Source organism: Rhizobium sp. IY2, from assembly GCF_047532935.1.
In the GTDB taxonomy this organism is placed as follows: domain Bacteria; phylum Pseudomonadota; class Alphaproteobacteria; order Rhizobiales; family Rhizobiaceae; genus Rhizobium; species Rhizobium anhuiense.
In genome coordinates this window covers 80,818-106,776 of record NZ_JBLKNU010000006.1, presented here as the reverse complement: position 1 = coordinate 106,776, position 25,959 = coordinate 80,818, and the positions used below count along the sequence as shown (strand labels likewise).

General features: G+C 61.9%; 26 protein-coding genes. 13 read left to right on the top strand and 13 right to left on the bottom strand.

Annotation, left to right across the window (positions count from 1 at the left end; genetic code table 11):
- Positions 1-18: 18 nt before the first annotated feature.
- From ACMUVN_RS19900 to cysE, 5 genes are all read left to right on the top strand, one after another.
- Entirely contained in the window at positions 19-807 is a 789-nt protein-coding gene (locus ACMUVN_RS19900; protein ID WP_063475303.1) for a creatininase family protein, read from the top strand.
- Between the two features lie 147 nt (positions 808-954).
- The gene (locus ACMUVN_RS19895; RefSeq protein WP_047616331.1) at positions 955-2,049 is read left to right on the top strand and encodes a CobW family GTP-binding protein; all 1,095 of its coding nucleotides are present in this window, start codon (positions 955-957) and stop codon (positions 2,047-2,049) included.
- The gene (locus tag ACMUVN_RS19890) at positions 2,049-3,038 is read left to right on the top strand and encodes a WD40 repeat domain-containing protein (RefSeq protein ID WP_063475302.1); all 990 of its coding nucleotides are present in this window, start codon (positions 2,049-2,051) and stop codon (positions 3,036-3,038) included. Before ACMUVN_RS19895 ends, ACMUVN_RS19890 begins: the two co-directional genes overlap by 1 nt.
- Before the next feature lie 16 nt (positions 3,039-3,054).
- Positions 3,055-3,552 (top strand): GNAT family N-acetyltransferase, encoded by a 498-nt coding sequence (locus tag ACMUVN_RS19885; RefSeq protein ID WP_063475301.1) that lies wholly within the window; start codon positions 3,055-3,057, stop codon positions 3,550-3,552.
- A gap of 89 nt (positions 3,553-3,641) precedes the next feature.
- On the top strand, positions 3,642-4,460 hold the full coding sequence (gene cysE / locus ACMUVN_RS19880) for a serine O-acetyltransferase (protein ID WP_063475300.1): 819 nt from the start codon (positions 3,642-3,644) through the stop codon (positions 4,458-4,460).
- Between the two features lie 31 nt (positions 4,461-4,491).
- Here cysE and ACMUVN_RS19875 read toward each other — a convergent pair whose 3' ends face one another.
- The 4 genes from ACMUVN_RS19875 to odc2 form a co-directional block, all read right to left on the bottom strand.
- Positions 4,492-5,649, bottom strand: a complete 1,158-nt coding sequence (locus ACMUVN_RS19875; protein WP_063475299.1) for a GGDEF domain-containing protein — start codon at positions 5,647-5,649, stop codon at positions 4,492-4,494.
- Between the two features lie 123 nt (positions 5,650-5,772).
- Complete coding sequence (locus ACMUVN_RS19870) at positions 5,773-6,801, bottom strand: serine hydrolase domain-containing protein (protein ID WP_063475379.1); 1,029 nt, start codon at positions 6,799-6,801, stop codon at positions 5,773-5,775.
- A gap of 228 nt (positions 6,802-7,029) precedes the next feature.
- Entirely contained in the window at positions 7,030-7,620 is a 591-nt protein-coding gene (locus tag ACMUVN_RS19865; protein ID WP_028757641.1) for a GNAT family N-acetyltransferase, read from the bottom strand.
- A gap of 94 nt (positions 7,621-7,714) precedes the next feature.
- Positions 7,715-8,848 carry an ornithine/lysine decarboxylase gene (odc2, locus tag ACMUVN_RS19860; protein ID WP_016737287.1) on the bottom strand — a complete coding sequence of 378 codons (1,134 nt, stop codon included), beginning with the start codon at positions 8,846-8,848 and terminating at the stop codon, positions 7,715-7,717.
- Positions 8,849-9,377: 529 nt separating this feature from the next.
- Here odc2 and ACMUVN_RS19855 point away from each other — a divergent pair.
- The 3 genes from ACMUVN_RS19855 to ACMUVN_RS19845 all read left to right on the top strand — a co-directional run bounded on the left by ACMUVN_RS19855 (position 9,378) and on the right by ACMUVN_RS19845 (position 12,090).
- Entirely contained in the window at positions 9,378-10,271 is an 894-nt protein-coding gene (locus ACMUVN_RS19855; protein WP_047616318.1) for a LysR family transcriptional regulator, read from the top strand.
- Between the two features lie 107 nt (positions 10,272-10,378).
- Complete coding sequence (locus ACMUVN_RS19850; protein ID WP_047616317.1) at positions 10,379-11,020, top strand: DUF1007 family protein; 642 nt, start codon at positions 10,379-10,381, stop codon at positions 11,018-11,020.
- On the top strand, positions 11,014-12,090 hold the full coding sequence (locus tag ACMUVN_RS19845) for a nickel/cobalt transporter (RefSeq protein ID WP_063475298.1): 1,077 nt from the start codon (positions 11,014-11,016) through the stop codon (positions 12,088-12,090). Before ACMUVN_RS19850 ends, ACMUVN_RS19845 begins: the two co-directional genes overlap by 7 nt.
- Before the next feature lie 10 nt (positions 12,091-12,100).
- Here the strand turns inward: ACMUVN_RS19845 and ACMUVN_RS19840 are convergent, their stop codons facing one another.
- From ACMUVN_RS19840 to ACMUVN_RS19825, 4 genes are all read right to left on the bottom strand, one after another.
- On the bottom strand, positions 12,101-12,307 hold the full coding sequence (locus ACMUVN_RS19840; protein ID WP_047616314.1) for a hypothetical protein: 207 nt from the start codon (positions 12,305-12,307) through the stop codon (positions 12,101-12,103).
- On the bottom strand, positions 12,304-12,999 hold the full coding sequence (locus ACMUVN_RS19835) for a GNAT family N-acetyltransferase (RefSeq protein WP_063475297.1): 696 nt from the start codon (positions 12,997-12,999) through the stop codon (positions 12,304-12,306). Before ACMUVN_RS19835 ends, ACMUVN_RS19840 begins: the two co-directional genes overlap by 4 nt.
- A 63-nt stretch (positions 13,000-13,062) precedes the next feature.
- The gene (locus ACMUVN_RS19830; RefSeq protein ID WP_047616310.1) at positions 13,063-13,782 is read right to left on the bottom strand and encodes a tellurite resistance TerB family protein; all 720 of its coding nucleotides are present in this window, start codon (positions 13,780-13,782) and stop codon (positions 13,063-13,065) included.
- A 112-nt stretch (positions 13,783-13,894) separates the two neighbouring features.
- Positions 13,895-14,533, bottom strand: a complete 639-nt coding sequence (locus tag ACMUVN_RS19825) for a 2-dehydro-3-deoxy-phosphogluconate aldolase (protein WP_047616308.1) — start codon at positions 14,531-14,533, stop codon at positions 13,895-13,897.
- A gap of 154 nt (positions 14,534-14,687) precedes the next feature.
- Here ACMUVN_RS19825 and ACMUVN_RS19820 point away from each other — a divergent pair, with 154 nt between their 5' ends.
- From ACMUVN_RS19820 to ACMUVN_RS19805, 4 genes are all read left to right on the top strand, one after another.
- The gene (locus tag ACMUVN_RS19820) at positions 14,688-15,176 is read left to right on the top strand and encodes a CYTH domain-containing protein (protein WP_414815407.1); all 489 of its coding nucleotides are present in this window, start codon (positions 14,688-14,690) and stop codon (positions 15,174-15,176) included.
- Positions 15,154-16,065 carry a CHAD domain-containing protein gene (locus tag ACMUVN_RS19815; protein WP_047616304.1) on the top strand — a complete coding sequence of 304 codons (912 nt, stop codon included), beginning with the start codon at positions 15,154-15,156 and terminating at the stop codon, positions 16,063-16,065. The genes ACMUVN_RS19820 and ACMUVN_RS19815 overlap by 23 nt, the downstream gene beginning before the upstream one ends.
- Before the next feature lie 150 nt (positions 16,066-16,215).
- On the top strand, positions 16,216-16,692 hold the full coding sequence (locus ACMUVN_RS19810; RefSeq protein ID WP_047616302.1) for a VOC family protein: 477 nt from the start codon (positions 16,216-16,218) through the stop codon (positions 16,690-16,692).
- Between the two features lie 72 nt (positions 16,693-16,764).
- A complete protein-coding gene (locus ACMUVN_RS19805; protein ID WP_414815406.1) occupies positions 16,765-17,694 on the top strand; it encodes a rhodanese-related sulfurtransferase in 930 nt (309 codons plus the stop codon).
- Positions 17,695-17,743: 49 nt separating this feature from the next.
- Here the strand turns inward: ACMUVN_RS19805 and ACMUVN_RS19800 are convergent, their stop codons facing one another.
- Together ACMUVN_RS19800 and ACMUVN_RS19795 are read right to left on the bottom strand one after the other, a co-directional pair.
- A complete protein-coding gene (locus tag ACMUVN_RS19800; RefSeq protein ID WP_063475295.1) occupies positions 17,744-19,957 on the bottom strand; it encodes a putative bifunctional diguanylate cyclase/phosphodiesterase in 2,214 nt (737 codons plus the stop codon).
- Between the two features lie 201 nt (positions 19,958-20,158).
- Positions 20,159-21,532, bottom strand: coding sequence for a GH1 family beta-glucosidase (locus ACMUVN_RS19795; protein WP_063475294.1), 1,374 nt, complete (start codon positions 21,530-21,532; stop codon positions 20,159-20,161).
- A 265-nt stretch (positions 21,533-21,797) separates the two neighbouring features.
- Here ACMUVN_RS19795 and ACMUVN_RS19790 point away from each other — a divergent pair, with 265 nt between their 5' ends.
- Entirely contained in the window at positions 21,798-22,202 is a 405-nt protein-coding gene (locus ACMUVN_RS19790) for a DoxX family protein (RefSeq protein WP_047616294.1), read from the top strand.
- A gap of 75 nt (positions 22,203-22,277) precedes the next feature.
- Here ACMUVN_RS19790 and ACMUVN_RS19785 read toward each other — a convergent pair whose 3' ends face one another.
- The 3 genes from ACMUVN_RS19785 to ACMUVN_RS19775 all read right to left on the bottom strand — a co-directional run bounded on the left by ACMUVN_RS19785 (position 22,278) and on the right by ACMUVN_RS19775 (position 25,910).
- On the bottom strand, positions 22,278-23,465 hold the full coding sequence (locus tag ACMUVN_RS19785) for a Gfo/Idh/MocA family protein (RefSeq protein ID WP_047616291.1): 1,188 nt from the start codon (positions 23,463-23,465) through the stop codon (positions 22,278-22,280).
- A gap of 191 nt (positions 23,466-23,656) precedes the next feature.
- Complete coding sequence (locus tag ACMUVN_RS19780) at positions 23,657-24,712, bottom strand: sugar phosphate isomerase/epimerase family protein (RefSeq protein ID WP_414815405.1); 1,056 nt, start codon at positions 24,710-24,712, stop codon at positions 23,657-23,659.
- 250 nt (positions 24,713-24,962) lie between these two features.
- A complete protein-coding gene (locus tag ACMUVN_RS19775; RefSeq protein ID WP_063475293.1) occupies positions 24,963-25,910 on the bottom strand; it encodes a substrate-binding domain-containing protein in 948 nt (315 codons plus the stop codon).
- Positions 25,911-25,959: the final 49 nt, after the last annotated feature.

The following is a 25,959-nucleotide window of genomic DNA, read 5'->3' as shown; positions in this document are numbered from 1 at the left end:
ACAAGAGGCTACGACCGGATGATGACGCCTTCGCCGCGCTTCGAGGACAGCAACCCGGCCTTTGCCCCGGACGGAGGCCGTCTGATCGCCGTGCTGCCGCTCGGCGCCCATGAACAGCACGGCCCTCACCTGCCCTTTGAAACCGACACGCTGATTGCCGAAGGTATCGCCGGACGATTGAAGATGGCCTTGCCTGCCGGCCGGCCGGTCACCTTTCTGCCCGCCGAATCCGTCGGCTACTCCATAGAGCATATGGATGTTGAAGGAACGAAGTCGCTTGCTTTCGACGAAGCGGTGAACCGCTGGCTCGGCATCGCTGAAGGCGTGGCGAAGCAGGGCATCCGCAAATTCGTGATGCTGAACGCCCATGGCGGCAATTCGCCCTTGATATCAATCGTCGCGACCGAGGCGCGGATCCGCTTTGCCATGCTGGCGGTGGCGACGAGCTGGACCCGCTTCGGCATGCCCGATGGCGTGGTCGCGCCGGAGGAAAAGGCGATCGGCATCCATGGCGGCGATATCGAGACCTCGGTGATGCTGGCGCTTCATCCCGACAAGGTTGATATGGCGAAGGCGGCGGACTTTTCCTCGCGGCAGACGGAGTTTGCCGCGCGTTTCAAACATCTGCGCGCCTACGGGCCGCACGCCTTCGGCTGGAAGATGTCGGATCTCAATACCGCAGGCGCAGCAGGCAACGCCGCGGCCGCAACGGCAGAAAAGGGTGAAGCGCTGATTACCCACGCGGTGAAGGGACTGGCGGAATTGCTCGAAGATGTCGATGCATTCGACGTCACGCAACTCCGATGAAGATGCGTCACCTGCACCGGCCAGACGATGTGATCTTATAACATTATAAAACCCTTTGAACTGCCACGCCCAAGCCATTATATGAGACCAACCGTTCAAGCAGCCGATCCCAGCCGCTCGGCCGCACGCCTAATCCTAGAGGTTCTCATGACCGACGCGATCTCCACCCAGAAGCCTATTCCCGTTACCGTGCTCACCGGTTATCTCGGCGCCGGCAAGACGACCTTGCTCAACCGCATCCTGTCCGAAAATCACGGCAAGAAATATGCGGTCATCGTCAACGAGTTCGGCGAAATCGGCATCGACAACGACCTGATCGTCGAGTCGGACGAGGAAATCTACGAGATGAACAATGGCTGCGTCTGTTGCACGGTGCGCGGCGACCTGATCCGCGTCGTCGAAGGCCTGATGCGCCGCCCCGGCCGCTTCGACGGAATCATCGTCGAGACGACGGGCCTTGCCGATCCGGTCCCGGTCGCCCAGACCTTCTTCATGGATGACGATGTGCGCGCCAAGACCGAGCTCGACGCCGTCGTCGCCCTCGTCGACGCCAAGCACCTGCCGTTGCGTCTGAAGGACAGCCGCGAAGCCGAAGACCAGATCGCCTTCGCCGACGTCGTCATCATCAACAAGAGCGACCTCGTGACCCCGGAAGAACTTGATGTGATCGAGGACATCGTCCGCGCCATCAACCCGGCCGCCCGCGTCTACAAGACCAGCCGCTCCGGCGTCGATCTCGCCCGCGTGCTCGACCAGGGCGCCTTCAACCTGGAGCGCGCGCTCGAAAACGATCCGCATTTCCTGGAGCACGGCCATGACGACCATGTCTGCGGCCCCGATTGTGATCACGACCACCACCATCATGACCACGATCATCATGATCACCACGGTCATGACCATCACCACGATCATCATCATGGTGCGATGTCGGCGATCCACGATATCACCGTGCAGTCGGTGTCGCTGCGCGGCGGCCAGATGAACCCGGAGCGTTTCTTCCCCTGGATCCAGAAGATTACCCAGACACAGGGGCCGAATATTCTGCGGCTCAAGGGCATCATCGCCTTCAAGGACGATCCCGAGCGCTACGTCGTTCAGGGCGTGCACATGATCATCGAGGGGGATCACCAGCGGCCGTGGAAAGAAGGCGAGAAGCACGAGAGCCGTCTCGTCTTCATCGGCCGCGATCTTGATCGCGCAAAGCTTGAAGCCTCCTTCAAGGCCTGTGAGGCAGCCGCCTGATGCCGACAGTTGCACCGCTTGATCTCGACGGCCACGTTCTGGCCGTCGAATTTTTAGGTGATGTTCCCTTCTTCGCAAGCGCAAACGGTACATTCCACCGGCTGGACGGCGGCGACAGGGTGTCCGAAGCCCATCAGGGCATGCTCACCGTCATCCGCGATCCCTATAGCGAGAGTCTGATCTCGGGCGGCGAGGACGGTAAGGTGCTGCGCATTGCCGCCGACGGTAGCGTCAGCGAGATCGCCACCGCGCCGCGCAAGTGGATTTCGCAGGTCGCAGCCGGCCCGCAGGGTGCCGTTGCCTATTCCTACGGCAAGAGTTCGCTCGTCCGCCTTGCCGACGGCACGACCAAGGAATTCCCCGAAGAGCGCACGGTCGAAGGCCTGGCCTTTGCGCCGAAAGGCCTGCGGATTGCGGCTGCGCGCTACAACGGTGTGTCGCTGCATTGGATCGGCATGAACGCCAAGCCGGTCGATCTGGAATGGAAGGGTGCGCATACCGGCGTCACCTTCTCGCCGGATGGTAATTTCCTCGTCACCTCGATGCAGGAAAACGCGCTGCACGGCTGGAAGCTCGACATCAAGCCCGGCGCTGAGGCCCGCCACATGCGCATGACCGGTTACCCCGCCAAGGTCAAATCGCTCTCCTGGTCGGTCAAGGGCAAATGGCTCGCCTCTTCGGGCGCGCCGGCGGCAATCGTCTGGCCCTTCCAGGGCAAGGACGGGCCGATGGGCAAGGCACCGCTGGAACTCGGCACCCGCGCCAATATCATGGCGACCGCCGTAAAATTCCATCCGCTCGAGGACATCCTCGCCATCGGCTTCATCGACGGCATGATCCTGGCCGTGCGCATTGCCGACAGCAAGGAGGCGCTGCTGCGCCGCCCCGGCAAGGGGGCGATCACGGCGATGAGCTGGAGCAAAAACGGCAAGCTGCTTGCCTTCGCCTCCGAAGCCGGCGATTGCGGCGTCATCGATATTTCGGCTTGAGGCCACATAGCCGGCGATGAATGACATTTCGATCGAGCCGGACATCGTGGCGCTCGCGGCCGACCACATGCAGGCGGCCGCCGGTATCAGACGTGTCTCCTTGTGGCAGCGGCTGCCCTGGCTGCCGGACCTGCATACGCCGGCCGAAGAAGAGCAGTATTGGCGCATGCATCTGCTGCCGAACTGCACCATCTTAGGTGCTGCCATGGCCAACCGGCTGGTCGGCGTCATCGCCTATGGCGACAACTGGATAGAGCAGCTTTACATCCTTCCCGGCTTTCAGGGCATGGGCATCGGCTCTCTGCTTCTCGGCCGCGCCAAGGAGGAGATGGACGAGATCAGGCTCTGGACGTTCCGGCGCAATATCGGTGCACGCGCTTTCTACGAGAAACACGGCTTTACCGCCGAGGAGGAGACCGACGGTGCCGATAACGAGGAAAGAGAGCCGGATGTGCTCTATCATTGGCGCCGGCGTCCGACGCTGACACCGGCCCTGCAACCGTCCAGCAACTAGAATAAAGCTTGCCAAATGCCTTGCCCGGGCGAAACATGAACCACGCAGCAAGCGCTTGCGCCGGCGCCTGGCTGACAGAGGAAACGGAAATGCCGAAATCAACCGGCCTCGGTTTGGCCGAGCAACAGACGCAGGCTTTGGGCGGCGCATCCGTCTGGGCGGTGATCCGCGCCGAAGCGGCCGAGCTTGCCGCACGCGAACCGATATTGCAGCGGCTGCTGGCCGCGCAGGTGACGGACACCGCCGGCAATGAGGATATCATCGCCCGCGTGCTGGCCGCCCGGCTTTCGGTGGCGCAGGTGGAAACGGGGGATATCTTCGATCTCATCCGATCCACATTGAACGACGATATCATGCGGCAGGTCGAGGCCGATCTCATCGCCGTGCGCGAACGCGATCCGGCCTGCACGACATTTCTGCACGCACTTCTCAATCTCAAGGGCTTTCATGCGCTGCAGACGCACCGCATCGCCCATGCGCTGTGGATCGCCGGCCGGCCGGAGATCGCCAGCTGGCTCGCCAATCTGGTTTCGCTGGTCTTCGGCCCGGATATCCATCCGGCAGCAACGATCGGCGCGTCGATCATGCTCGACCATGGTTCGGGCATCGTCATCGGCGAAACGGCTGTCATCGAGGACGAAGTGTCGATCCTGCAGAACGTCACGCTCGGCGGCACCGGCAAGGAGACCGGCGATCGCCACCCGAAGATCCGCCACGGTGTGATGATCGGCGCCGGCGCCAAGATCCTCGGCAATATCGAAATCGGCGCCTTCAGCAAGGTCGCCGCCGGCAGCGTCGTGCTGAAGCCGGTGCCCACCCATTGCACGGTCGCCGGCGTGCCGGCAACGCTCGTGCGCGTCCACCGCGCCGACGAAATCCCGGCCGAGACGATGGATCAGAATATCTAGGGTCGCTCTGAGATGGGGAATTCGCCCGATCCTACGCGGCCTGCTGATTCTCTCCGAAGGCTTCGACCCGGTTGCGGCCTTCGCGCTTCGAACGATAGAGCGCCTCATCCGCCTTCTGCATCAGCCGTTCAAAATCTTCATCGTTTTCCCGACGCGCGGCAACGCCGATGCTGAGCGTCGGAAAGATCGCCAGATCCGGCCGCTGCATGACGGCGGCGGCGAAGGTGAGACGGATGCGCTCGGCAATCGCCACCGCATCTTCGCAGGAGATATTTTTCAGCACCGCCAGGAACTCATCCCCGCCTTGACGGGCGAGCAGATCGCCGGACCCCATGATGCCTCTCGCAACACGGGCGAAAAGCTGCAGGATATCGTCGCCGGCGGCGTGGCCATGCCGGTCGTTCAACTGCTTGAAATGATCGATATCGATGATGAGCAGCGATGCCGGCTGAGAACCGAGAGCGGGCAGACGCTGCGCAAGGCCGCCGCGATTGAGCGCGCCGGTCAGCGGATCGTGGTGAGCGAGTTCCATCAGCTGATTTCGGCTGCGCTCGGCGGCCATCAGCACCATCGCCATGCTGCGGAGCATGATGAACGCGACCGCCGATACCGCCATCCAGCTATGGACCACATTGGCGCCGAAAGGATCCGGCCCGCCGATCTCGCCGGTCGCCGCGAGAATGCTGCGAGCCGCAAAGATCGCGGCAGTGCAGACATAGAGGCCGACAAGCAGGGCTGCCGAATAAAGCCTCTCGCGCCGGACAATGCTGATTGCCTCCCTTGCGACGGCAAGATCACAGAGGCAGCAGATGACCGAGACGTAGAGGAGCCTCGCCGATACCGCCGAGGGATCGCTGACGATGAGCACGACAGGCACGCTGACGAGCAAGATGGCCAACCAGAAAGAACGCTGGTCGAGCGCTCGCCCCGAAAACACGCGTACGGCAAAGAACATCAGCATGTAGCCGGCGATGGTGACGATATTGCCGCCGTCGATCGAGACCGAATAGGGAACGAGATTGCGCAACGCGACGAGGAAAGACCCGATGCCGACAAGAAGGTTGCTCAAGCCCCACCAGAGCGGCCACCGCTCAAAGCGACCGGTCGCATAGGCTGCAAGCTGGAGAATGCCCAGTACGAAGCAACTCACGGCAACAATGAAATAGATTGTCCTGAGATCCAGCAACATGGCGCTTTCCCGAAGTTCTGGCGGGGAAGCTACAGCAAGCGCTTTGCGGTTTGATTGGAGGCTTCGCTAAGACTTTAACGATCGCGGTTTTTCCGCTGCAGCACAATTCAAGGGATGCTGCCGTCAGGCGGCCCGCACCGTGCCGATGATATCAGCCAACAGACCATGCAACAGATCCCGGTAGCCGTTTCGGGCAGACGGACCGCTCTCTTCCGAAGTCATGACGACGGTGAGATCGAGCGACGGGACGATGTAGAGCATCTGCCCGCCGTAACCCCAGGCGAAATGCACCTCTTCGCCGCCGATCTGCCGCGTGAACCAGCCATAGCCATATGCATCGCCGGAGAAGCGCGAGTTGGTGCGAGGCTGCCACGACTGGGAGATCCAGTCGGCAGATACGATCTGGCGGCCGTCGGCAGTCTTGCCGCCGTTGCGATAGAGTTCACCGAAGGCAAGCAGGGACCGGGCGCTCATCGCCATCTGATTGCCGCCGAGATAGATGCCCTGCGGATCGCGCTCCCATGCGCCGATGCGGAAACCATCGACCGGACCGAGCCATTCCTGCGCCAAGGCCAGCGTCGACCGCCGGCTGACCTTCGTGAGAATGGCCGAGAGCAGATGCGTGGACGCGGTGGAATAGAGCATCTCGCCACCGGGCTGATCGACGAAAGGCTGCGAGAGCGCAAAACGTACCCAGTTGCGCGAGGAAACCCAGCGGCCGTAGTTCGCCCCCGACATGCGATCGAGCCCGGCTTGCATGGAGAGAAGATTGCCGATGGTGATGTCGTTGAGGCGCGGATCCGGCGTTAGCGGGAGATCGACCTTCAGGATCGGCGCGATCTTCTGATCCGGCCCCGAAAGCAGGCCTTTGTCGATGGCGATACCGACCAGCGCCGAAATGATCGATTTCGAAGCGGATTTGATATTGGTCGATTCCGCCGGCGAATGACCATGAAATCCGCGTTCGGTAAGCACACGCCCATCGCGAGCAACAATCACCGTCTTTAGAGGCCGCATCGCAGGATCGGTCGCCACTCGATCGAGACGCGGCCCAAGCCCACCGGCGGTGGAAGCCGTGCTCTGGGCAACCGCCGATTCCGCCGCTGCAAGCGGCATGCAGAAGAGAAGCAGAAGGGAGAGAAGACGGATCATCTGGCGCAAGATAGGATATCGCCGCGCCATGTTCGCGTGACTGCGGCACTTTTCACGCGATTGTGTTTCCGCGCGCGATGCTTACCCAGGTGACCGCAGCTGGGCTCGCGCCCAAAAGAATAATCCGCGCCGCAACCACGACAGGCCCGCCTGCCTCCATGGTCAAGCGGCGCGGATATTGCCGGACGGCGAAAGGACGTCCAACCCCGACCGACCCATCGACACAGCTCAGGCCGCGCGGCGAACCGGCGCGCTGGCCAGCATGCGCCCCGAGGGGACGATCATGCCGGCCGCGCCGTCAAGCCAGCCTTCCGTGAGCTCGAGCGCAAGAAAGCGCGAGCGTTCGAACGGACCCGGCATGACAAGATGGCGAGCCTTTTCGGCAAAAAAGCCGAAACGCTCGTAATAGGCAGCATCGCCGACGAGCAGGACGGCGCCATGCCCGCGGTTCTTCGCTTCAAGGATCGCAGCCCGCATCAGCGCCGCACCGATGCCCTTGCCGCCATGTTGCGAGGCAACGGCAAGCGGCCCGAGCAGCAGCGCATTGATCGGCGTACCTTCGTCATTGACGCCGGCCTCGATGTTCCAGAGCCGCACCGTACCGATGATCCGGCCGTCGCGGTCACGCGCGACGAGCGCAAGACCCTCGGCCGGGACGCGGTTGCGGCGGATCTTCTCCGACGATTTCTTGCGGCGATCCGCGCCCATGACGCGGTCGAGCAGGTTTTCGCGAGCAACGACATCCGAGGGATTCTCGGCGTCGATGGTGAAAGTGGTGGGCGCAAAGAATGCGCGGACAGAATCAAGAACAGCGGCCATCTTGGCCTCCCGTACCCAATACCGTTATCAGCGGCGATGAAGGAAAATTGTGAAGTTGCCGCCCCGGCTGGTTACGGGGCCGGCGGAAACGACCTCAGATGACGTAGGCCTTCAGCGGTTCGAAACCATTGAAAGCGACCGCCGAATAGGTCGTCGTATAGGCGCCGGTGCCTTCGATCAGGACCTCGTCGCCGATCGAAAGGGAGATCGGCAGCGGATAGAGGTTCTTCTCGTAGAGCACGTCGGCCGAATCGCAGGTCGGGCCGGCGATGACGCAGGGCTCCATCTCGTCGCCGTCGTGCTCCGTGCGGATCGGATAGCGGATGGCTTCGTCCATCGTCTCGGCGAGACCGCCGAACTTGCCGATGTCGAGGAAGACCCAGCGGGCATCGTCATTGTCCGACTTCTTCGAAATCAGAACGACTTCCGCCTTGATGACACCGGCATTGCCGACCATGCCGCGGCCCGGCTCGATGATCGTCTGCGGGATCTGGTTGCCGAAATGCGTGCGCAGCGCCTGGTAGATCGACTTGCCGTAAGCTTCTGCGGACGGAACGTCGCGCAGGTACTTGGTCGGGAAGCCGCCGCCCATGTTGACCATCTGCAGGTGGATGCCCTGCTTGGCAAGCGATACGAAGACACGCTTGGCATCGGCGAGCGCCGAATCCCAGGCATCGACCTTGGTCATCTGGGAACCGACATGGAACGAGACGCCGTAGGACTGCAGGCCAAGCTGATGAGCGTAGACGAGAACGTCGACGGCCATCTGCGGAACGCAGCCGAACTTGCGCGACAGCGGCCATTCAGCGCCTTCGCCATCGGTCAGCACGCGGCAGAAGACGCGGGCGCCGGGAGCGGCGCGCGAGATCTTCTCGACTTCCTCGTGGCTGTCGACCGCAAAGAGGCTGACGCCGAGCGCATGCGCGCGGGCAACGTCACGTTCCTTCTTGATCGTGTTGCCGTAGGAGATGCGGGCGGCGGTCGCACCGGCTTCGAGCGCCATTTCGATTTCGGCTACGGATGCGCAATCGAAATTGGAGCCGAGGCCTGCAAGCAGCTTCAGCACTTCCGGGGCCGGGTTGGCCTTGACGGCGTAGTAGATGGCGCTGTCCGGCATGGCGTGACGGAAGGCGTGGAAATTGTCGCGAACGACGTCGAGGTCAACCACGAGGCAGGGACCGTCGGGACGTCGGGTTGCGAGAAAGTCGCGGATGCGCTGGGTGGTCATATCGATTCCCTCTTCCAATTCCAGAGCTCCGGCATGAACCGGAGGACAAAGGGCATACGATAGCTCGCATTGGAACCAGCCGGTGGAGACCCCGGAACCATAGCGAGCGCTCGATGCGCGGATAGTGAACCAACGCCGCGGACGCGGTGTAAGTTCGGCTTTGTCTGCCATGGATTGGAGGGAGAATCCCAACCGCACTTCCGGCAATGATGGTGTGCCTCTTCAGTAACCCCCGCTGATGGAAAGCAGGGAGAGAACAAAAAGGCCCGCACCGTCGTTGCTTCAGGCGTCCTCGCATTTTCCGGTTGGCCGGAATAGCGACTGGAGGGGTTAATTCCAGGTACCTTACCGATTTCCTCACCAATTCGAGGGTTCGGCGGACACCCATGGGCACGTGCGACTTTGGGCTGAGTGGGAAATAAGAATATTCGCCTTCATAATCAAGCGATTTTTTAATCTGGGGCCAAAAAAATAATTGAACAAAATCGCCCAATTTGTTCAACATTCCGAAACAGCTTCGGGAACAGCCATGGACACCTTGACACGCATACGGGCCTTCATCGATGTCGTCGAGGCCGAAGGCTTTTCCGCCGCGGCGCGGCGCACCGGCCGCTCGAAGGCGCTGCTCTCCAAATATGTGCGCGAACTGGAGGATGAGCTCGGCGCCCTGCTGCTCAACCGCACCACCCGGCAGTTCTCAATGACCGAGGCTGGCCATACCTACTACCGCACCGCCTCCGATATCCTGAAGGAGATCGACAACCTCGCCGATCTCGTGCGTGAAAACAATGCACAGCTCAAAGGGCGGCTTCGCATCTCGGTGCCGCGCACCTTCGTCGATGCCGATGTCGGCCAGTCGCTGATCGATTTCGCCAAGGAGAACCCGGACCTTTCGCTGGAGATCGCCGCCGACGACCGGTTCGTCGACCTGATCGAGGAAGGTTTCGACGTGGCGATCCGCGTCACCAAACTCGAGGATTCCGGCATGATCGCCCGCAAGATCTCGGATTTCCGCGTCCATCTCTGCGCCACCCCGGAATTTCTCGAACGCCATCCCGATCTCGAGCACCCCAGCGACATTTCCAACGTCCCCTTCATCGTCGACACCAATGCGCGCACCCAGGCAAGCATCCGCTTCCACAATCCCGACAACACCTCGTTCGCCGTCGCCGTCAGCGGACCGATCGAGGTCAACAGCCCGCATGCGACATTGCGCGCAGCGCTCGCCGGCATCGGCATCGCCCTCATCCCGGATTTCATCGCCCGCAAGCCGATCGAGAGCGGCGCACTGGTGACGCTGTTCAACGACTACCTCCCGACCGACCGCGGCATCTACGCCGTCTATCCGCATCGGCGCTATCTGCCGGCCAAAGTGAGGATCTTCGTCGACTACCTGCACAACTGGTTCAAGAAACATCCATAATGGGGCGGATGCGACATTCCGTCCGCGCCAGCCACCACTAACCCGGTCCCAATTCCGTCCCAATTTCTGGCAAGAAGTCAGGGTCACCGAACAGGGCAGCGGAACAGATGAAACATTCGACGATATTGATGGCCGCGCTTCTTTCGCTGGCGCCGGCCGCCGCCTTTGCCCATCCGCACATCTTTGTGGAGGCGCGTCTCGAAGTCGTGGCCGGCAAGGACGGCAGCGTCGAGGAACTGCGCAATGTCTGGCGCTTCGACGAGGTCTTCTCCTCCTCCGTCGTCATGGATTTCGACAAGAACACCGATCTGAAGCTGGAGCCGAACGAACTCGCCGAGGTCGGAAAGACGGTGAAGCAATCGCTCGCCGATTACGACTACTACATGAACCTGACGATCAACGGGAAGAACATCACCGTCCAGAAGCCCGACATCATCCATGTCGACTACAAGGACGGCCAGCTCTTGATGTTCTTTGCGGTGAAGCCGGTGGAGAAGATGCCACTCAAGGGCAGGCTCACCTTCGGCGTCTACGACCCGACGCTCTATACCTCGATCGATTTTCCCACAGACGGTGAACTGGCAACGGTCGGCGACGGTTTCAAGGCCTGCAAGCATCAGGTGGTAAGGCCTGATGCCGACCAGGTGATCTCGGAAAACAAGCAGTCACTGACGGACGCCTTCTTCAACGATCCCACCGGCACCAACATGTCCAAACTCTTCGCCACCCGGCTGGAGGTCACATGCTGACGAAACGGTTACCCCTCACCCTTTCCGCTGCAGCTCTCGCGCTGCTGACGGCGGCAAGCCTCGCCCATGCGCAATCGCCGCTCGGCATCGGCACGGCGGAGCCGAGCTTCCAGCCGACCGGCGGGCCGCTCGCACCGCTTCTGCTCTACGTGAACTATGAGCAGCAGGCCTTTTACCGGGCGCTGACCGGTGCCTTGAAGGCCATGCGCCAGGACCCGTGGCAGCTGGCATCGCTGATCGGCCTCTCCTTTGCCTACGGCGTCTTCCATGCCGCTGGCCCCGGCCACGGCAAGGCGGTCATCTCCTCCTACATGATCGCCAACGAGGTCGAGTTGAAACGCGGCGTCGTGATTTCCTTCATTTCGGCCTTCGTCCAGGGCGTGATGGCGGTAGCGCTGGTCGGCGGCGCCTGGCTGGTGCTGCGCGGCACCGGTATCACGCTGACGGCGGCGACCCATGCGATGGAAATCGCAAGCTTCGTCATGGTCATCCTCTTCGGCGGCTGGCTGCTGTTCCGCAAACTGCGCTCGATGGTGGGCAACATGCCGCGCCGCCGGCTGATGGCGACGTCCGCCGGCCCGGTCAGCATGATGCTCGACTGGAAGGACAATGCGGCCGAGCGCCAGGTCTATGCCTTCAACGGCAAGGCACAGGCCATCGACGCCGGCCATACCTTCGTTCCCGGCATGGCCTGCGAGACCTGCGGCAATGCCCATGTGCCTGATCCGGCCCTGCTCGCCGGCGACAGGTTCAGCGCCCGCGAGGCCTGGTCGGCGATCGTTGCCGTCGGTCTGCGCCCCTGCTCGGGCGCACTGCTGGTCATGACCTTCTCGCTGCTGAACGGGCTCTATCTCGGCGGCGTGCTTTCCGTCGCCGCCATGTCGCTCGGCACGGCGATCACCGTTTCCCTGCTTGCCACACTTGCCGTCACGGCCAAGGGGGCGGCCGTCCGACTCTCCGGACGCGGCTCGACCGCCTCGATCTGGGTCGGCAACGCCATCGAAATCCTCGGCGCCGTGCTCGTCATGCTGATGGGCGCCCTGCTGCTCGGGGCCTCGCTGCAGGGGTAGAGCTGTAGCCCTATTTCTCTCTGCCGCGCTGATAGCGCGCCCGCAGCCAGAACACCGCGAAGAACGCCATGATCAGGCAGACGCCGACGGCAATCGCCAGTGTCGGCGAGAAATTGCCGATCCACAGCACGATGGTCGGCAGGAAATAGATGACCAAGGCGGCACCAAGCAGGATGATGCCGGCGGCTGTCGCCTGCGAGCGGCTCTCCGGACTCATACGAGCCTTTCCTTTTCGAGATCGGCGCGGATATCCTGCAGGCGGCGGATCTGGTTGCCGGCGGCGTCGAAATTCTCAGGCGAAAGCCAGGCCTCGAAGGCATCGTTGATCATCGGCCATTCGACATCGATCATCGAGAACCAGGCGGTATCGCGGTTGCGATGCTTGGAAATCATGTGCTGGCGGAAGACGCCTTCGAAGCTGAAGCCGTAACGCGCGGCCGTCGTCTTGCTCGCCTCGTTCTTATTGTCGCATTTCCATTCGTAGCGGCGGTAGCCGAGATCCTCGAACACGTGCTTGGCCATCAGATAATGCGCCTCGGTCGAAAGCGGCGACCGCTTCATCTCGGCGCCGTGCGCCACTCCGCCGATCTCGACGACGCCGTTTGCCGGGTCGGCGCGCATGTAATTCGCCATACCGACAATCTTGCCGGTGGCGTTGTCACGGAAGATATGGGTGAGCCAGCCGGACTTGGTGTGGACGGCTTCCAGCCAGTTGGCGAAATCGTCGATACCGGAGAAATCGTCCTGCGCGAAATAGAGAAGCAGCGGGTTGATGCCCATACCGCCGAGCCCGTCCCACAGCGCCTCGAGATGTTCCGCGCGCCGATAGGGCTCGACGGTGACGAAACGACCCTTGAGCGTGACCGGCGTCGGCGCCGGACAACCGTTGAAATTTGCTAGATCGCGCATGTTCACTCCCCTTGTCTAGGAGTGGATAGGCCAGCCGCCCGACAAAGGCAACCGGCCTGCTTGTCACTGTGACAAGGTCACCTTGGCGGAGGACACCGTCGCCTCGATATGGTCGACCAACTGGTCGGCAAGACCGAGGCGGCCGGCGAGCAGATCGAGATAACCGCGCTCGGCGCGCGAATCCGGCTCGATGGTGAGCCGCGAGGCGGTGTAAAGTTCGACGCGCTGTTCTTCGGTCCTCGCCGCGGCCACCAGCGCATCGATATCCGTCGGCGAAGCGAGTTCGTGCTCGATGAAGGCCGCGGCCTCACCACTGACGTCGGCGGCCTTGACCTTGTCCATGATGAGGGCGCGTTCGGCATCGTCGATATGGCCGTCGGCCTTGGCGGCGGCGATCATCGCGCGGATCAGCACCAGCACGAATTCATTGCTGCCGGCAGGGGATGTCGGTCCGAAACCGGATTCGGCGGGCGGCGGCAAGAGAACCGGATTGTTGGCCGAGGGCGCATCCGAGGGGGCTGCGGGCGCCTGCCCCGCCTGGTAATTCTTGTAGGCCTGGTAGCCGAGGCCGGCAATGGCGGCAAGACCGCCGATCGCCAATGCATTGCCGGCAATACCCCGGCCGGTCTTGGTGCCGAGAAGCGCGGCTGCAATCGCGCCTGTCGCCAGCGGGTTGTTTTTAGCCGTCTGAACGGCGTCGCCCGCCCTGTCGCGGACCGAACCGCCGAGACCCGGCACCTGCGAACCCAAGAACTGGTCGAGAAGCTTCTTTGCGTCGAACATTCCTCGTCATCTCCCTGTTTGAAGCTGGAGAGGTACATAGGTTTGCGACGGGTGAAATACAAATTGAGGAGTGGGGATTATGCCCGAAGGCCGACCCCACCCCTGCCGAAACTCAGGCCTTCAGTGCCGCCGCTTCTGCCGCGAGCCTGGTAATACCAGCCCAGTCGCCGGCCGCGACCAGTTCCTTCGGCGCTACCCAGGAGCCGCCGACGCAGATGACGTTCGGCAGCGAGAGATAATCATTGGCGTTCTTCAGCGAAATGCCGCCGGTCGGGCAAAACAGCGTGCCGGCGAGCGGCGAAGAGAGCGCCTTCAGCAAGGCCGCGCCACCGGCCTGCTCCGCCGGGAAGAATTTCAACACTTGGTAGCCTTCTTCGCGCAAAGCCATCACTTCGCTGGCGGTCGCAGCCCCCGGAAGCAAGGGCACATCGGAGTCGGCAGCGGCATCGAGCAGTTCCTGTGTCGTGCCCGGGCTGACGATGAACTTCGAACCGGCCTCGACGGCGGCTTGCCAATGGGCGGCATTCAGGATCGTGCCGGCGCCGACTTCGGCGCCCTCGACCTCGGCTGCGACGGCGCGCACGGCATCGAGTGCCGCCGGCGTGCGCATGGTGATCTCGATCGCCTTCAGGCCTCCCGCGACGAGCGCCCGGGCCAGCGATACCGCCGACTTGGCGTCGTCGACGATCAAGACCGGAACGACCGGCTGGAGTTTCAGGATGGAAAGGAGCTTTTCTGTTTTCTCGCCCATGGTCGTGCGACTTCCTTGAAACGATTGAATTCGGATCCCGAATAACGCCCCCGCCGACCCTTGTCGAGATAAAACCAGACCGTATGACAAGATGGGTAGGAAATGGGTGGAAATTGGTCTACCGTGCCGCAATCGTCACAAAAGGTTCACCGATATGGCGAAAGAGATCGAGCGGAAGTTTCTTGTACGCAGCGATGGATGGCGTTCCGCCGTCGAGACGAAGTCTGTTCTCCGGCAGGGTTACATCGCTTCGATGGACGACCGTTCCGTCCGGGTGCGCATCCTCGACGACAGGAAAGCGAAGCTGACGATCAAGATCGGCCGCAGCACGATTACCCGCGACGAATTCGAATACGACATCCCGATCGCCAATGCCAAAGAGCTGCTGCAGAATGCGATCGGCATCGTCATCGAGAAGACGCGCTACCGCGTTCCACATCAGGGTTTCGTCTGGGAGGTCGACGTCTTTACTGGCGAGCATCGTGGCCTTGTCATCGCCGAGGTGGAGATGACGGCGGAAACCGACAATCCGGCCCTACCCAGCTGGCTTGGCCGCGAAGTGACCGGCGATTTCCGCTATTCCAACCAGGCCCTTGCCACAGAATATGAGCACGACAGGCATGGCCTATCGCATTCGGCCTGACGCCGATTTCACGGACGCGTTCCGCAGCGTCGCGACACAGCAGCTGGAACGTGCCATTACGCTTATCGAGGAACGGCCGGACGGCACCGATGAGGCAATCCATTCCTTCCGCAAGAACGTGAAACGACTGCGCTCGCTGTACCGCCTCGTTCGTCGCAAGGTGCCGGATTTCCAGGCCCAGGAAAACACGAGGCTGCGCGATGCCGCAGCGTCGCTTTCGGCGATCCGCGACGCTGCCGCCCTCATCGGCACCGCACAATATCTCCAACAATCAGCCCGGGGGAACGAGGAAAGCGAGGCGCTCGGCCGCATCGTCACTGTTCTCGAAGGACGCCGTGACTGGATGGCCGAAGCCGAAAGCGGCCTGGAGCAGCGGCTGACGGAAACCTCTGCGGTCCTGACGGCGGCGATTGCAGCCCTGGATAAAGTGTCCTTCGACGGCAGCCACCGCAAGAATGCCCGCATGCTGGCAAAGAGCTGGCGCCGCACCGCGCGCAAGGCGAAGACCGCGCTTGCGGCCTGCCACGGCGAGGCATCGGCCGACGATTTCCACGATCTGCGCAAGCGCGCCTACGACTATCGGCTCTACCATGCTCTTCTGCGTGACGTCTGGCCGGGCGCGATGAAGGCCAAGCGCGATGCCGCCACGGAACTTGTCGAAGATCTCGGCCATATACACGATCTCGCCGTGCTCTCCGAACTGGTGGAGGCCGAACCGCAGCTCTTCACCCGCAACGACGATCTCGCACACCTGCTTGACGCCATCATCTTCCGCCAGCAGGAAGACCGGCGGCAGGCGCTTGTCAAAGCCGAAATCGTCTTCACCGATGATCCCGACGAGGAAGCCGACCGCATCGAGCTTCTCTGGCTGGCCGCCGGGAATCGATAGGTGGCGACACCGGCAGTGCTTGCGAACGCTGCATTTCCGAATGCCTCAGCGCATCTGAAATATCATGGGCAAACCCATTGACCTCAACCAGTCTTGAGGTCCTAGCCTCCGGTGGTCGAACAAGCAAAGACCTGACGCTGCGAGGAAAAAATGACCGCCGAAAATGCCGCTATGCCGAAGGTGCTCGGACTCTACGAGACCCATCTGACCGTTGCCGATCTCAAGACCTCTACGGATTTCTACCGCGATGTCGTCGGGCTAGAGCCCGCAGCATCGTTCGAGGAGCGCAAAGTCACGTTCCTCTGGGTGGACGACCGGAAGACCGGCATGCTGGGCCTTTGGGAAACCGGAACCGGACCGTTGAAGATGCGGCTGCATATCGCCTTCCGCATGACCGCCGATAGTGTGCTGCAGGCTCCCGCCTTGCTCAAGGCAAAGGGCGTGGAGCCTCTCGGCTTTAACGGTGAACCGGCAACGGAACCGGTGGTTCTCGGCTGGATGCCGGCGCTGTCGATCTATTTCAAGGATCCGGACGGGCACTCGATCGAGTTCATCAGCATTCTCGACGCCATCCCCGACCGGAGTTTCGGCGTGCGGCCGTTTTCCGAATGGCAGGCGCGAGCGTAGTCCGCCACCTGTCGAAATCGCCTCTGGCGAAGGCAATTGCGTGGCCCGCCGATTTTCTGTATTTCCAGGCCTATGACCGACAGCCTCACACACACCAGCCCGTTCCTCGTGGCGGCCCTCTACCATTTCGTTTCCGTGCCGCGTTTTGCCAGCCTGCAGGCACCGCTGCAGGCGCTTTGCGAGGAGAACGGCGTCAAGGGAACGCTGCTTCTGGCGCATGAGGGCATCAACGGCACGATCGCCGGACCGGATGCCGGGATTGGCGCCGTGCTCTCCTTCCTGCGCGCCCAGGCGGAATTTTCGGGCCTGGAGCACAAGGAAAGCCGCGCCTCGAAAATGCCCTTCCTGCGCATGAAGGTGAAGTTGAAGAAGGAAATCGTCACCATGGGCGTCGAGGATATCGACCCCAACAAGGTGGTCGGTACCTATGTGGCCGCCAAGGACTGGAACGCGCTGATATCCGATCCCGATACGATCGTCATCGACACCCGCAACGATTATGAGACGGCAATCGGCACCTTTCGCGGCGCGCTCGACCCGAAGACCAAGACCTTCCGTAAATTTCCGGATTGGGTGCGCAACAATCCCGGCCTGCACAACAAGCCGAAGGTCGCCATGTATTGCACCGGCGGCATACGCTGCGAGAAGGCCACGGCCTTCATGAAGGCTGAGGGCTTCGACGAGGTCTATCATCTGAAGGGCGGCATCCTGAAATATCTGGAGGAAGTGCCGCAGGAGGAAAGCCTCTGGGATGGCGCCTGCTTCGTCTTCGACGAGCGCGTCTCCGTCGAGCACGGGCTGACGGAAGGCGAACACAGGTTGTGCCATGCCTGCCGTAACCCGATCACATCAGAGGAGATCACCTCGCCGCTCTACGAGGAAGGCGTTTCCTGCAGCCACTGTTATCCCAAGCGCACGGAAGAAGACCGGCTGCGCTACCGTCAGCGGCAGCACCAGATCGCCCTCGCCAAAAAGCGCGGCCAGCGGCATATCGGCAGCTGAGCCGGATTCTGTGTGAATCAAATTTGCTTTCTGAAGATCAGGCCGCCGGTCAGGCGGCGCCGATACGACGCCGGCCTGTCGGCTCCGCTGCCCGTCGTTCGTTCAGCATCTTGGTGATGAGGTCTGCTGTAACAGGCTTTCCGAACAAATAGCCCTGCAGGCAGTCGCAGCCGAAAAGGCGCATGGCGATCGCCTGCTCCTCGGTCTCGATACCTTCGGCCGTCACCGGAATGTCGAGCGAACGGGCAAGCGCCACCGTCGCCTGCAGCATCTCGCGCTGGCGCTTATCCTCGTTGACGCCCATGACCAGCGAGCGGTCGATCTTGATGCGGTCGAAGCCGAACTGCCTGAGATAGCCGATCGAGGAGAATCCGGAGCCGAAATCGTCAAGCGCCACCTTGACCCCCAGCCCCTTCAGCCGTTCGATCGACTGGCGGGTCCGCTGCGGATTCTGGATCATGTAGCCTTCGGTAATCTCGAGCGTGATGCGGCTGGCTTCGATCTCCGTCTGCTTCAGCACGTAACGCACATAGTCGCTGAAGGCGGGATTGCGGAACTGGCCGGGCGAGACGTTGACCGAGACGTTGAGTTCCGGCCATTGCTTGGCCGTCTCGCAGGCCTTGCGCAGCACGAACAGGCCAAGCGATTCGATGAGGCCGCTGGTCTCCGCGATCGGGATGAACAGCTCGGGCGAAACAGGACCGTGGCCCGGGCGATTCCAGCGCACCAGTGCTTCGACGCCGGTCATCGCCTGGGTGGTCGCATCGATCAGCGGCTGGTAGGCGAGCGTCAGGTCACCGCTTTCGATGGCGATCCGGAGATCGAGTTCCAGCGCGTTGCGCTGCTCTCTATCAGCATCCATCGACGGATCGTAGAGCGTCATGCGCGCGCGGCCGGCCTCCTTCGCCTTGTACATGGCAAGATCGGAGCGGCGCACCAGCTCCTCGCGGCCGATCGAACCGAAGGGTGACATGGCGATGCCGATACTGGCCCCGACGACGACGACGCGGCGGCCGATCTCCAATGGCTCGACAAGAAAATCGAGGATCTGCTCGGCAAGCTGCAGGGCGGCGGCATTCTCGCTGTCGGAGAGAAAGGCGATCGCAAATTCATCGCCGCCAATGCGCGCCAGAACCGCATCCTGTGGAATGAGCACTTCCAGCCCGGCAGCGACCGCACGGATCAACTGGTCGCCGGTGCCATGGCCATAGCTGTCATTGACTTCCTTGAAGCCATCGAGGTCGAGATAGAGGAGCAGCACGTTGCGCCTGGTCTGGCGTGCTTCGACGACAAAACGATCGACGGCGAGCCCGAGCCCGTCGCGATTGGAAAGGCCGCTCAGCCTGTCGCGCAACGCCTCCTCGCGGGCGCTGCCTTCCTCTGCCTTCAGGCGGCGGCCGGCAAGCAAGCCGATGACCAGCAATACCGCGAAAAACAATCCGACGAGGCCGAGCGCCTGGATGACCATCGGCCGCACCTGCGCATAGGCGATGTCGCCGGGTGAACGCGAGGTCCAGACGAGCTTGCCGAGCGTTGCCCCCGTCGGATCGACGATCGGGACGCGATAGTCGGCCGCAAAGCTGGGTGGCGCCAGCCTCAGGCCGCCAATGACATAGGTCTGGCCGAGAGCGGTCACCCTGTCGTCATCGAGATGGCGGGCGAAAACGAGATAGCGGTGCTGGCCGGCGGGCACGTCAAGCGCACCGGACTTCTTCCGAACCAATGCCACGCCGACAGCGGCAATGCCCCGCTTGGTGGTGATGAAACCGACCGCTTGAGGACGATCTGCCGGGCCGGCCGCCTTCACCGTGTCGAGCAGGGTCCAGAGCGACGGCGCGAAGAAATCCGTGAGCGGCTCCTCCATCGGTTTGCCGTCGCGATAGGCGATGATCGCCTTCTTCGCGTCATCGATGACGATCGCCATGTCGAACAGCGAGCTGTTGAGCGACATCTCGCCGTAATTGCTCACCGTCCAGTCCATACCGTCAGGCGCGTAGACGTTGACGGCAGCGTCGTCCCAGGCGGCATAATCGTCGAGTGTCGCGCCGAGCTGATCCTCGAAAGTCTTCACCGCGCCGATCGTCGTTTCGCGCGAGCGCTCGTCATCGAGGAGATTGGCATTTTCGGCCACGCGTTCAAGCGCCGTCAGCACCATGATGGTGACGACGGCGACGACGACCGCGAAGGAGAAAAGCACGCCGGTGACGGCGATGTGGCGGCCTATTCCCGATCCCTTGCTTTGCGACTTTCCGACTGTCTGCATTACGACTCCCTGACCGTTGGACTTTGCCAGTCAAGGGTTCAAAAACGTTTAAGCAACCGCCTGTTGTACGTTTCTGACAATCTATTTTTATGCGTGCCGCCGGCCGCCGTGACATTGACGGCAGGCAGCGTCAGCTTGCCGTGCCGGCCGGTAGTTCGAGTTCAAGAGGCGCCTTATCAACTGCCCGCGCGAGGAATGGCGCTAACCCGCTTTGTAATTGCCCTTCGGGAATTGAGCCGCAAGGTCGCGATACCATTTGCCGCTCTTCTTCACCGTGCGCTGCTGGGTCTCGTAATCGACGTGGACGAGGCCGAAGCGCATGCGGTAGCCTTCCGCCCATTCGAAATTGTCCATCAGGCTCCAGGCGAAATAACCGCGCAGGGGATAGCCGTCCTTGACGAGGTTGGCGACGACATCGAGGTGCTCACCGACATAGTCGAGGCGCATCGCGTCATCGACCTCGCCATCGACGACATCGGTGTTGTCGCAGGCACCGTTCTCGGTGATGTAGCATTCCGGCAGTTCGTAGCGGCGGTAGAGGTCCTCGACGGAGAGCTTCAGGCCCGGCGCATAGATTTCCCAGCCAATATCGGTCTTGACGTCGCTTGCCGGCGGCGCCTCCACCGTCCAGGGGAAATCGCCTTTGCGATCGGCATCATCAGTGACTCGCTCGGGCTTGTAATAGTTCAGGCCCCACCAGTCGAGTTTCTGGCTGATGAGCTTCATGTCGCCATCTTCGATGACGGGCATGAGGTCGCCGAGCGCTTCGACGAATTCCTTCGGATATTCGCCCTTGAAGACAGGATCGAAGAAGGCGCCGTTGTGGAACTGATGCGCACGCTCGCCGGCGGCAAGATCGGCCGGGCTGTCGGAGCCAGGGATGATCGAGGCGGCGTTGAGCACGAGCCCGACAGGCACATCAGGGGCTTCCGAGCGGATCGCCTCGACGCCGAGGCCATGGGCAAGGTTCATGTAGTGCATGGCGTGAAGGGCGGCCTGCATGTTGCGCTCGCCCGGAGCATGGATGCCGTAAAGGTGGCTCAGCCAGACAATGCACCAGGGTTCGTTGAAGGTCGCGACGGCATCGAGGCGGTCGCCAAGGCGGTTCATCACCGTCTTGGCATAGCGGTGATAGGCATAGGCGGTCGAGCGCGCCGTCCAGCCGCCGTCGCCGGCGAGCAGCAGAGGCAGGTCCCAGTGGTAGAGCGTCGCAAAGGTCTTGATCCCCCGCGCCTTGCAACCGTCGACCAGCCGGTCGTAGAAATCGAGGCCGGCCTCGTTCACCGGACCTGTGCCGTCGGGGATAATGCGCGGCCAGGCAATGGAGAACCGGTAGGCTTCGACGCCCATATCCTTGATGAGATCGAGATCCTGCTCCAGGCGATTGTAGTGATCGCAGGCAACGTCGCCATTATGGCGATGATAGACGCGACCCGGCATATTGCAGAAGGCATCCCAGATGGACGGCTTGCGGCCGTCTGCCTTGCTGGCGCCTTCGATCTGGAAGGCGGCGGTGGCAACGCCGAAAGTGAAATCGCCTGGAAAGCGGTCTGCGAGTTTTTTCGGATCGATCATCTGTAAATCCCGTTCTCGGCGTGTGGGTGAACCGTTTGGGTTCGGATTTAGCCAAGCCGAAAAGCAAAGTACAGGCCCGGACGCAGAAAAACTGCAACGTTACAGTACGGCCGCGAAGCGGCGGCGACTGCAGTATTCGGTCGCCCTGACCTGCCGCACTTTCCGGCGCGGACTGCTCCCATAACGTGAACGTCAGAAGTCGTGACTTGCCGGCGCGCCCGCGATCGTTGCACAGCCAAGACATCACAAACAGGAAAGGAATCCAATGCTGTCTTCGATCCATCTGCTGCAGCCGCATCTGTTGAGCTTGCTGCGCATCATCTCCTCACTTGTGCTTTTTAGCTACGGAACGCAGAAGATTTTGCATTTTCCGGTTGCGGCAAGCGTGCCTCCCGTCGGCTCGCTGTCCTGGGTTGCCGGTCTTCTCGAACTCACCCTCGGCTTCCTGGTGCTGGTCGGATTCCAGACCCGTATCGCCGCCTTCGTGCTCTCGGGCCTGATGGCCTTCGCCTATTTCATCGGGCATGCGTCGAAGGGCATCTATCCCGCGCAGAACGGCGGCGTCGCGGCAATCCTGTTCTGCTTCGTATTTCTTTATCTGGTGGCGGCAGGCGCCGGACCCTTCAGCGTCGACAACCTGCTGAAGCGTGGCCGCACGGCTGCGGCCTGATCGAGAATAAACAAAACGCCGAGGCGACTCGAGCCCGCCTCGGCGTTTTTCATTGAGTGACTGGGAACGTCAAATTCAGACCTTGACCCAGGCGCCGTTCTTCTTCGAAGATGCGACGCAAGCCTCGACGAAGGCCACGCCCTTCACGCCGTCATCGACCGTCGGGTAGACCACCGCCTTGTCGACAGCTTTGCCCTTCTTGCGGGCGTTGATGGCATGCGCCGCTTCCGTATAGATCGTCGCAAAGGCTTCAAGATACCCCTCCGGATGCCCTGACGGCACGCGCGAGACACGGCCGGCAGCCGCGCCCGAACCGGCGCCGCCCCGGGTGATCAGCCGCTTCGGCTCGCCGAAAGGCGTGTACCAGAGATAGTTCGGGTCCTTCTGGGTCCATTCCAGCCCGCCCTTGGTGCCGTAGACGCGCACCATCAGGCCGTTTTCATGGCCGGGCGCCACCTGGCTGCACCAGAGCATGCCCTTGGCCGGCTTCTCCGAGCCTTTTGCCTTGAAGCGCAGCAAGACATGGGCGTTGTCATCCAGCCGGCGGCCCGGGACGAAGCTGTCGAGATCGGCGGCAAGGCTGTCGAGTTCCAGGCCCGATATGAAGGCGGCAAGATTATAGGCATGCGTGCCGATATCGCCTGTGGACCCACCGACGCCGGATTGCGCCGGATCGGTGCGCCAGGCGGCCTGTTTCTGGCCGGTCTGCTCGACCGCTTCCGTCAGCCAGTCCTGCGGATATTCGGCCTGAACGACTCTTATATCGCCGAGTTCGCCGTTCGCGATCATCTCGCGCGCCTGGCGGACCATCGGATAGCCGGTGTAATTATGCGTCAGCACGAACAGCGCACCGCTCTCGTCGGCGATCTTCTTCAGCTTCTTCGCATCGGCCAGGTTTGACGTCAGCGGCTTGTCGCAAATCACATGGATGCCGCGCCTCAGGAATTCCTTGGCCGCATCGTAATGCACATGGTTCGGCGTCACGATCGCCACCGCCTCGATGCCGTTCTTCAGCTTCGCCTCGCGGATCGCCATCTCGCGATAGCTGGAATAGGTCCGCGACGGATCGAGGCCGAGGTCGCGGCCGGACTGCACGGCCTTCTCGGGCGTTGACGACAGCGCGCCGGCGATGAGATCGTACTGATCGTCGATGCGCGCCGCTATACGGTGCACCGCGCCGATGAACGCGCCCGCGCCGCCGCCCACCATGCCGAGCCGGATGCGCGGCTCGCGGGTCTGTTCGGATGATGCTTCGATTGCCATTCTGTCCTCCTGAAATTTAAACTTGGTGCGGATGCGCCCCTCATCCGGCTGCCGCCACCTTCTCCCCGTAAACGGGGCGAGGGGGATATGCCGCGATGTTTACGCCCATCTCGACGGCTGGTGCGGCAACTCCCCTCTCCCCGTTTACGGGGAGAGGGTTAGGGTGAGAGGCACCCACGAGATGCCCTGTTTTAGGAAAGCCCCAGCATCCGCCGGTTCGCCGCCTGATCCGTGCCGCTGCCGGCGAAATCGTCGAAGGCTTTCTCGGTGACGCGGATGATATGAGCGGCCACGAATTCGGCGCCTTCGCGGGCACCGTCTTCCGGATGCTTCAGCGCACATTCCCATTCGACCACGGCCCAGCCGTCGAAATTATTGGCGGTCATCTTCGAGAACACCGCACCGAAATCGACCTGGCCGTCGCCGAGCGAGCGGAACCGGCCGGCGCGTTCCACCCAGCCCTGATAGCCGCCGTAGACGCCCTGGCGCCCGGTCGGATTGAACTCCGCATCCTTGACGTGGAACATCTTGATGCGGTCCTTGTAGATGTCGATGTTGTCGAGATAATCCAGGCACTGCAGGACGTAGTGCGAGGGGTCATAGAGCATGTTGGCGCGCGGATGGTTCTTCACGCGCTCCAGGAACATCTCGAAGGTGATCCCGTCATGCAGGTCTTCACCGGGATGGATCTCGTAGCAGACGTCGATGCCGTTTTCGTCCGCATGGTTGAGGATCGGCGTCCAGCGGCGGGCGAGTTCGTCGAAGGCCGTTTCGACCAGACCGGCAGGGCGCTGCGGCCAGGGATAGATGAACGGCCAGGCAAGCGCGCCGGAGAAGGTCGCATGCGCCTTGAGGCCGAGATTTTTGGATGCCGTCAGCGCCATCTTGACCTGCTCGACAGCCCATTCCTGGCGCGCCTTCGGATTGCCGCGCACCTCCGGTGCCGCGAACCCGTCGAAGGCTTCGTCATAGGCCGGATGAACGGCGACGAGCTGGCCCTGCAGATGGGTGGAGAGTTCGGTGATCTCGATGCCGTTTTCGCGCGCCTTGCCGGCGAATTCGTCGCAATAATCCTTCGACGTGGCAGCCTTCTTCAGATCGATCAGCTGACGGGCCCAGGTCGGCACCTGGACACCCTTATAGCCGATGTCGGCCGCCCATTTGGTGATGGCGTCCCAGGAGTTGAAAGGGGCAGTATCGCCCGCGAACTGGCCAAGAAAAAGGCCCGGGCCCTTGATCGTCTTCATGTCAGATTCCTCCCTGAATATGGACCGTAAACGTTTCTGAAGTGTTGTAGCACGCTATTTTGCGGGCGCAAGGCGCCTCCTCGCCCTTGCCAGCGGATTTGGCGCAAAGCCATATGCGGTATGGCCGCGAGCTAATCATGATGGGCTTTGGCGGGCAAGAGGTACGTGCAGCATTTTCGGCCGCACACTGTGTGGAAGCATTAAAAATGCGCCCATCCTTACGAATGGGCGCATGTCTCCAATCGATGGATCAGAACGGTGAATCCGGGAAGTAGAAGTCCTTGGCATTTTCCTTGGTGACGAGCGTCGCGTCGAGGATATAGCTGCCGTGAACCGGGACCTGATCGTAAAGGGCTGCCGCCGTCAGTTCCATCGCCGTGCCGACCATTGCCGGCGGATAGAGGACGTCGACCGGGATCAGCTTATCCCCGTCCATGACCTTCTTGACCATATCCTTGGAGCCGGCACCGGCGACAACATATTTGATGTCGGTGCGCTTGGCCTGCTCGATCGCCTGCAGAACGCCGACGGCCATGTCGTCGTCCTGGCACCAGACGACGTCGATCTTCTGGTACTTCGTCAGGTAGTCCTGCATGACCTTGAAGGCATCGTCGCGGTTCCAGTTGCCGTACTGGCGGTCGAGAACCTTGACGTTCGAGCCGGCAATGCCCTTGTCGAAACCATCCTGGCGCTGCTGGTCGATCGGGATCGGCAGACCGCGGATGATGACCACTTCGGCATCAGGCGTGTTGTCCTTGATGTATTTGCCGGCGACTTCGCCGAGAGCCGGGTTGTTGCCGGCGACATAGAGGTCGCGCACGGAATTGTCGTTGTTGCTCGGCGCACGGTCGACGAGGGCGACAAACTTGCCCTTGCCCTTGACTTCCTTGATGGCGTTGACGAGCGGATCCGGATCCGACGGCAGGATGACGAGGGCGTCGATGCCTTGCGTATCGAGATCCTGCACGGCGTTCGCCTGGCTGGCGGCATCCGGCGAGGTCTTGACGATGACGTTGAGACCGGGATGTTCGGCCATCAGCAGCTTGGCGACGCGCTCGGCATGGAACACCACGCCCGAAGTCCAGCCGTGGTCGGCCGCCGGAATGGAGACGCCGATGGTGAATTTCTTGTCCTGGGCGTGAGCGGCGCCGGCGAACGTCACCGCCGCAACCGCGAGACCCAACATCAATCTACGCATGCTATTTCCTCCCACTAACTTCAGGGACTTTTCCATATCGGGACCGGAC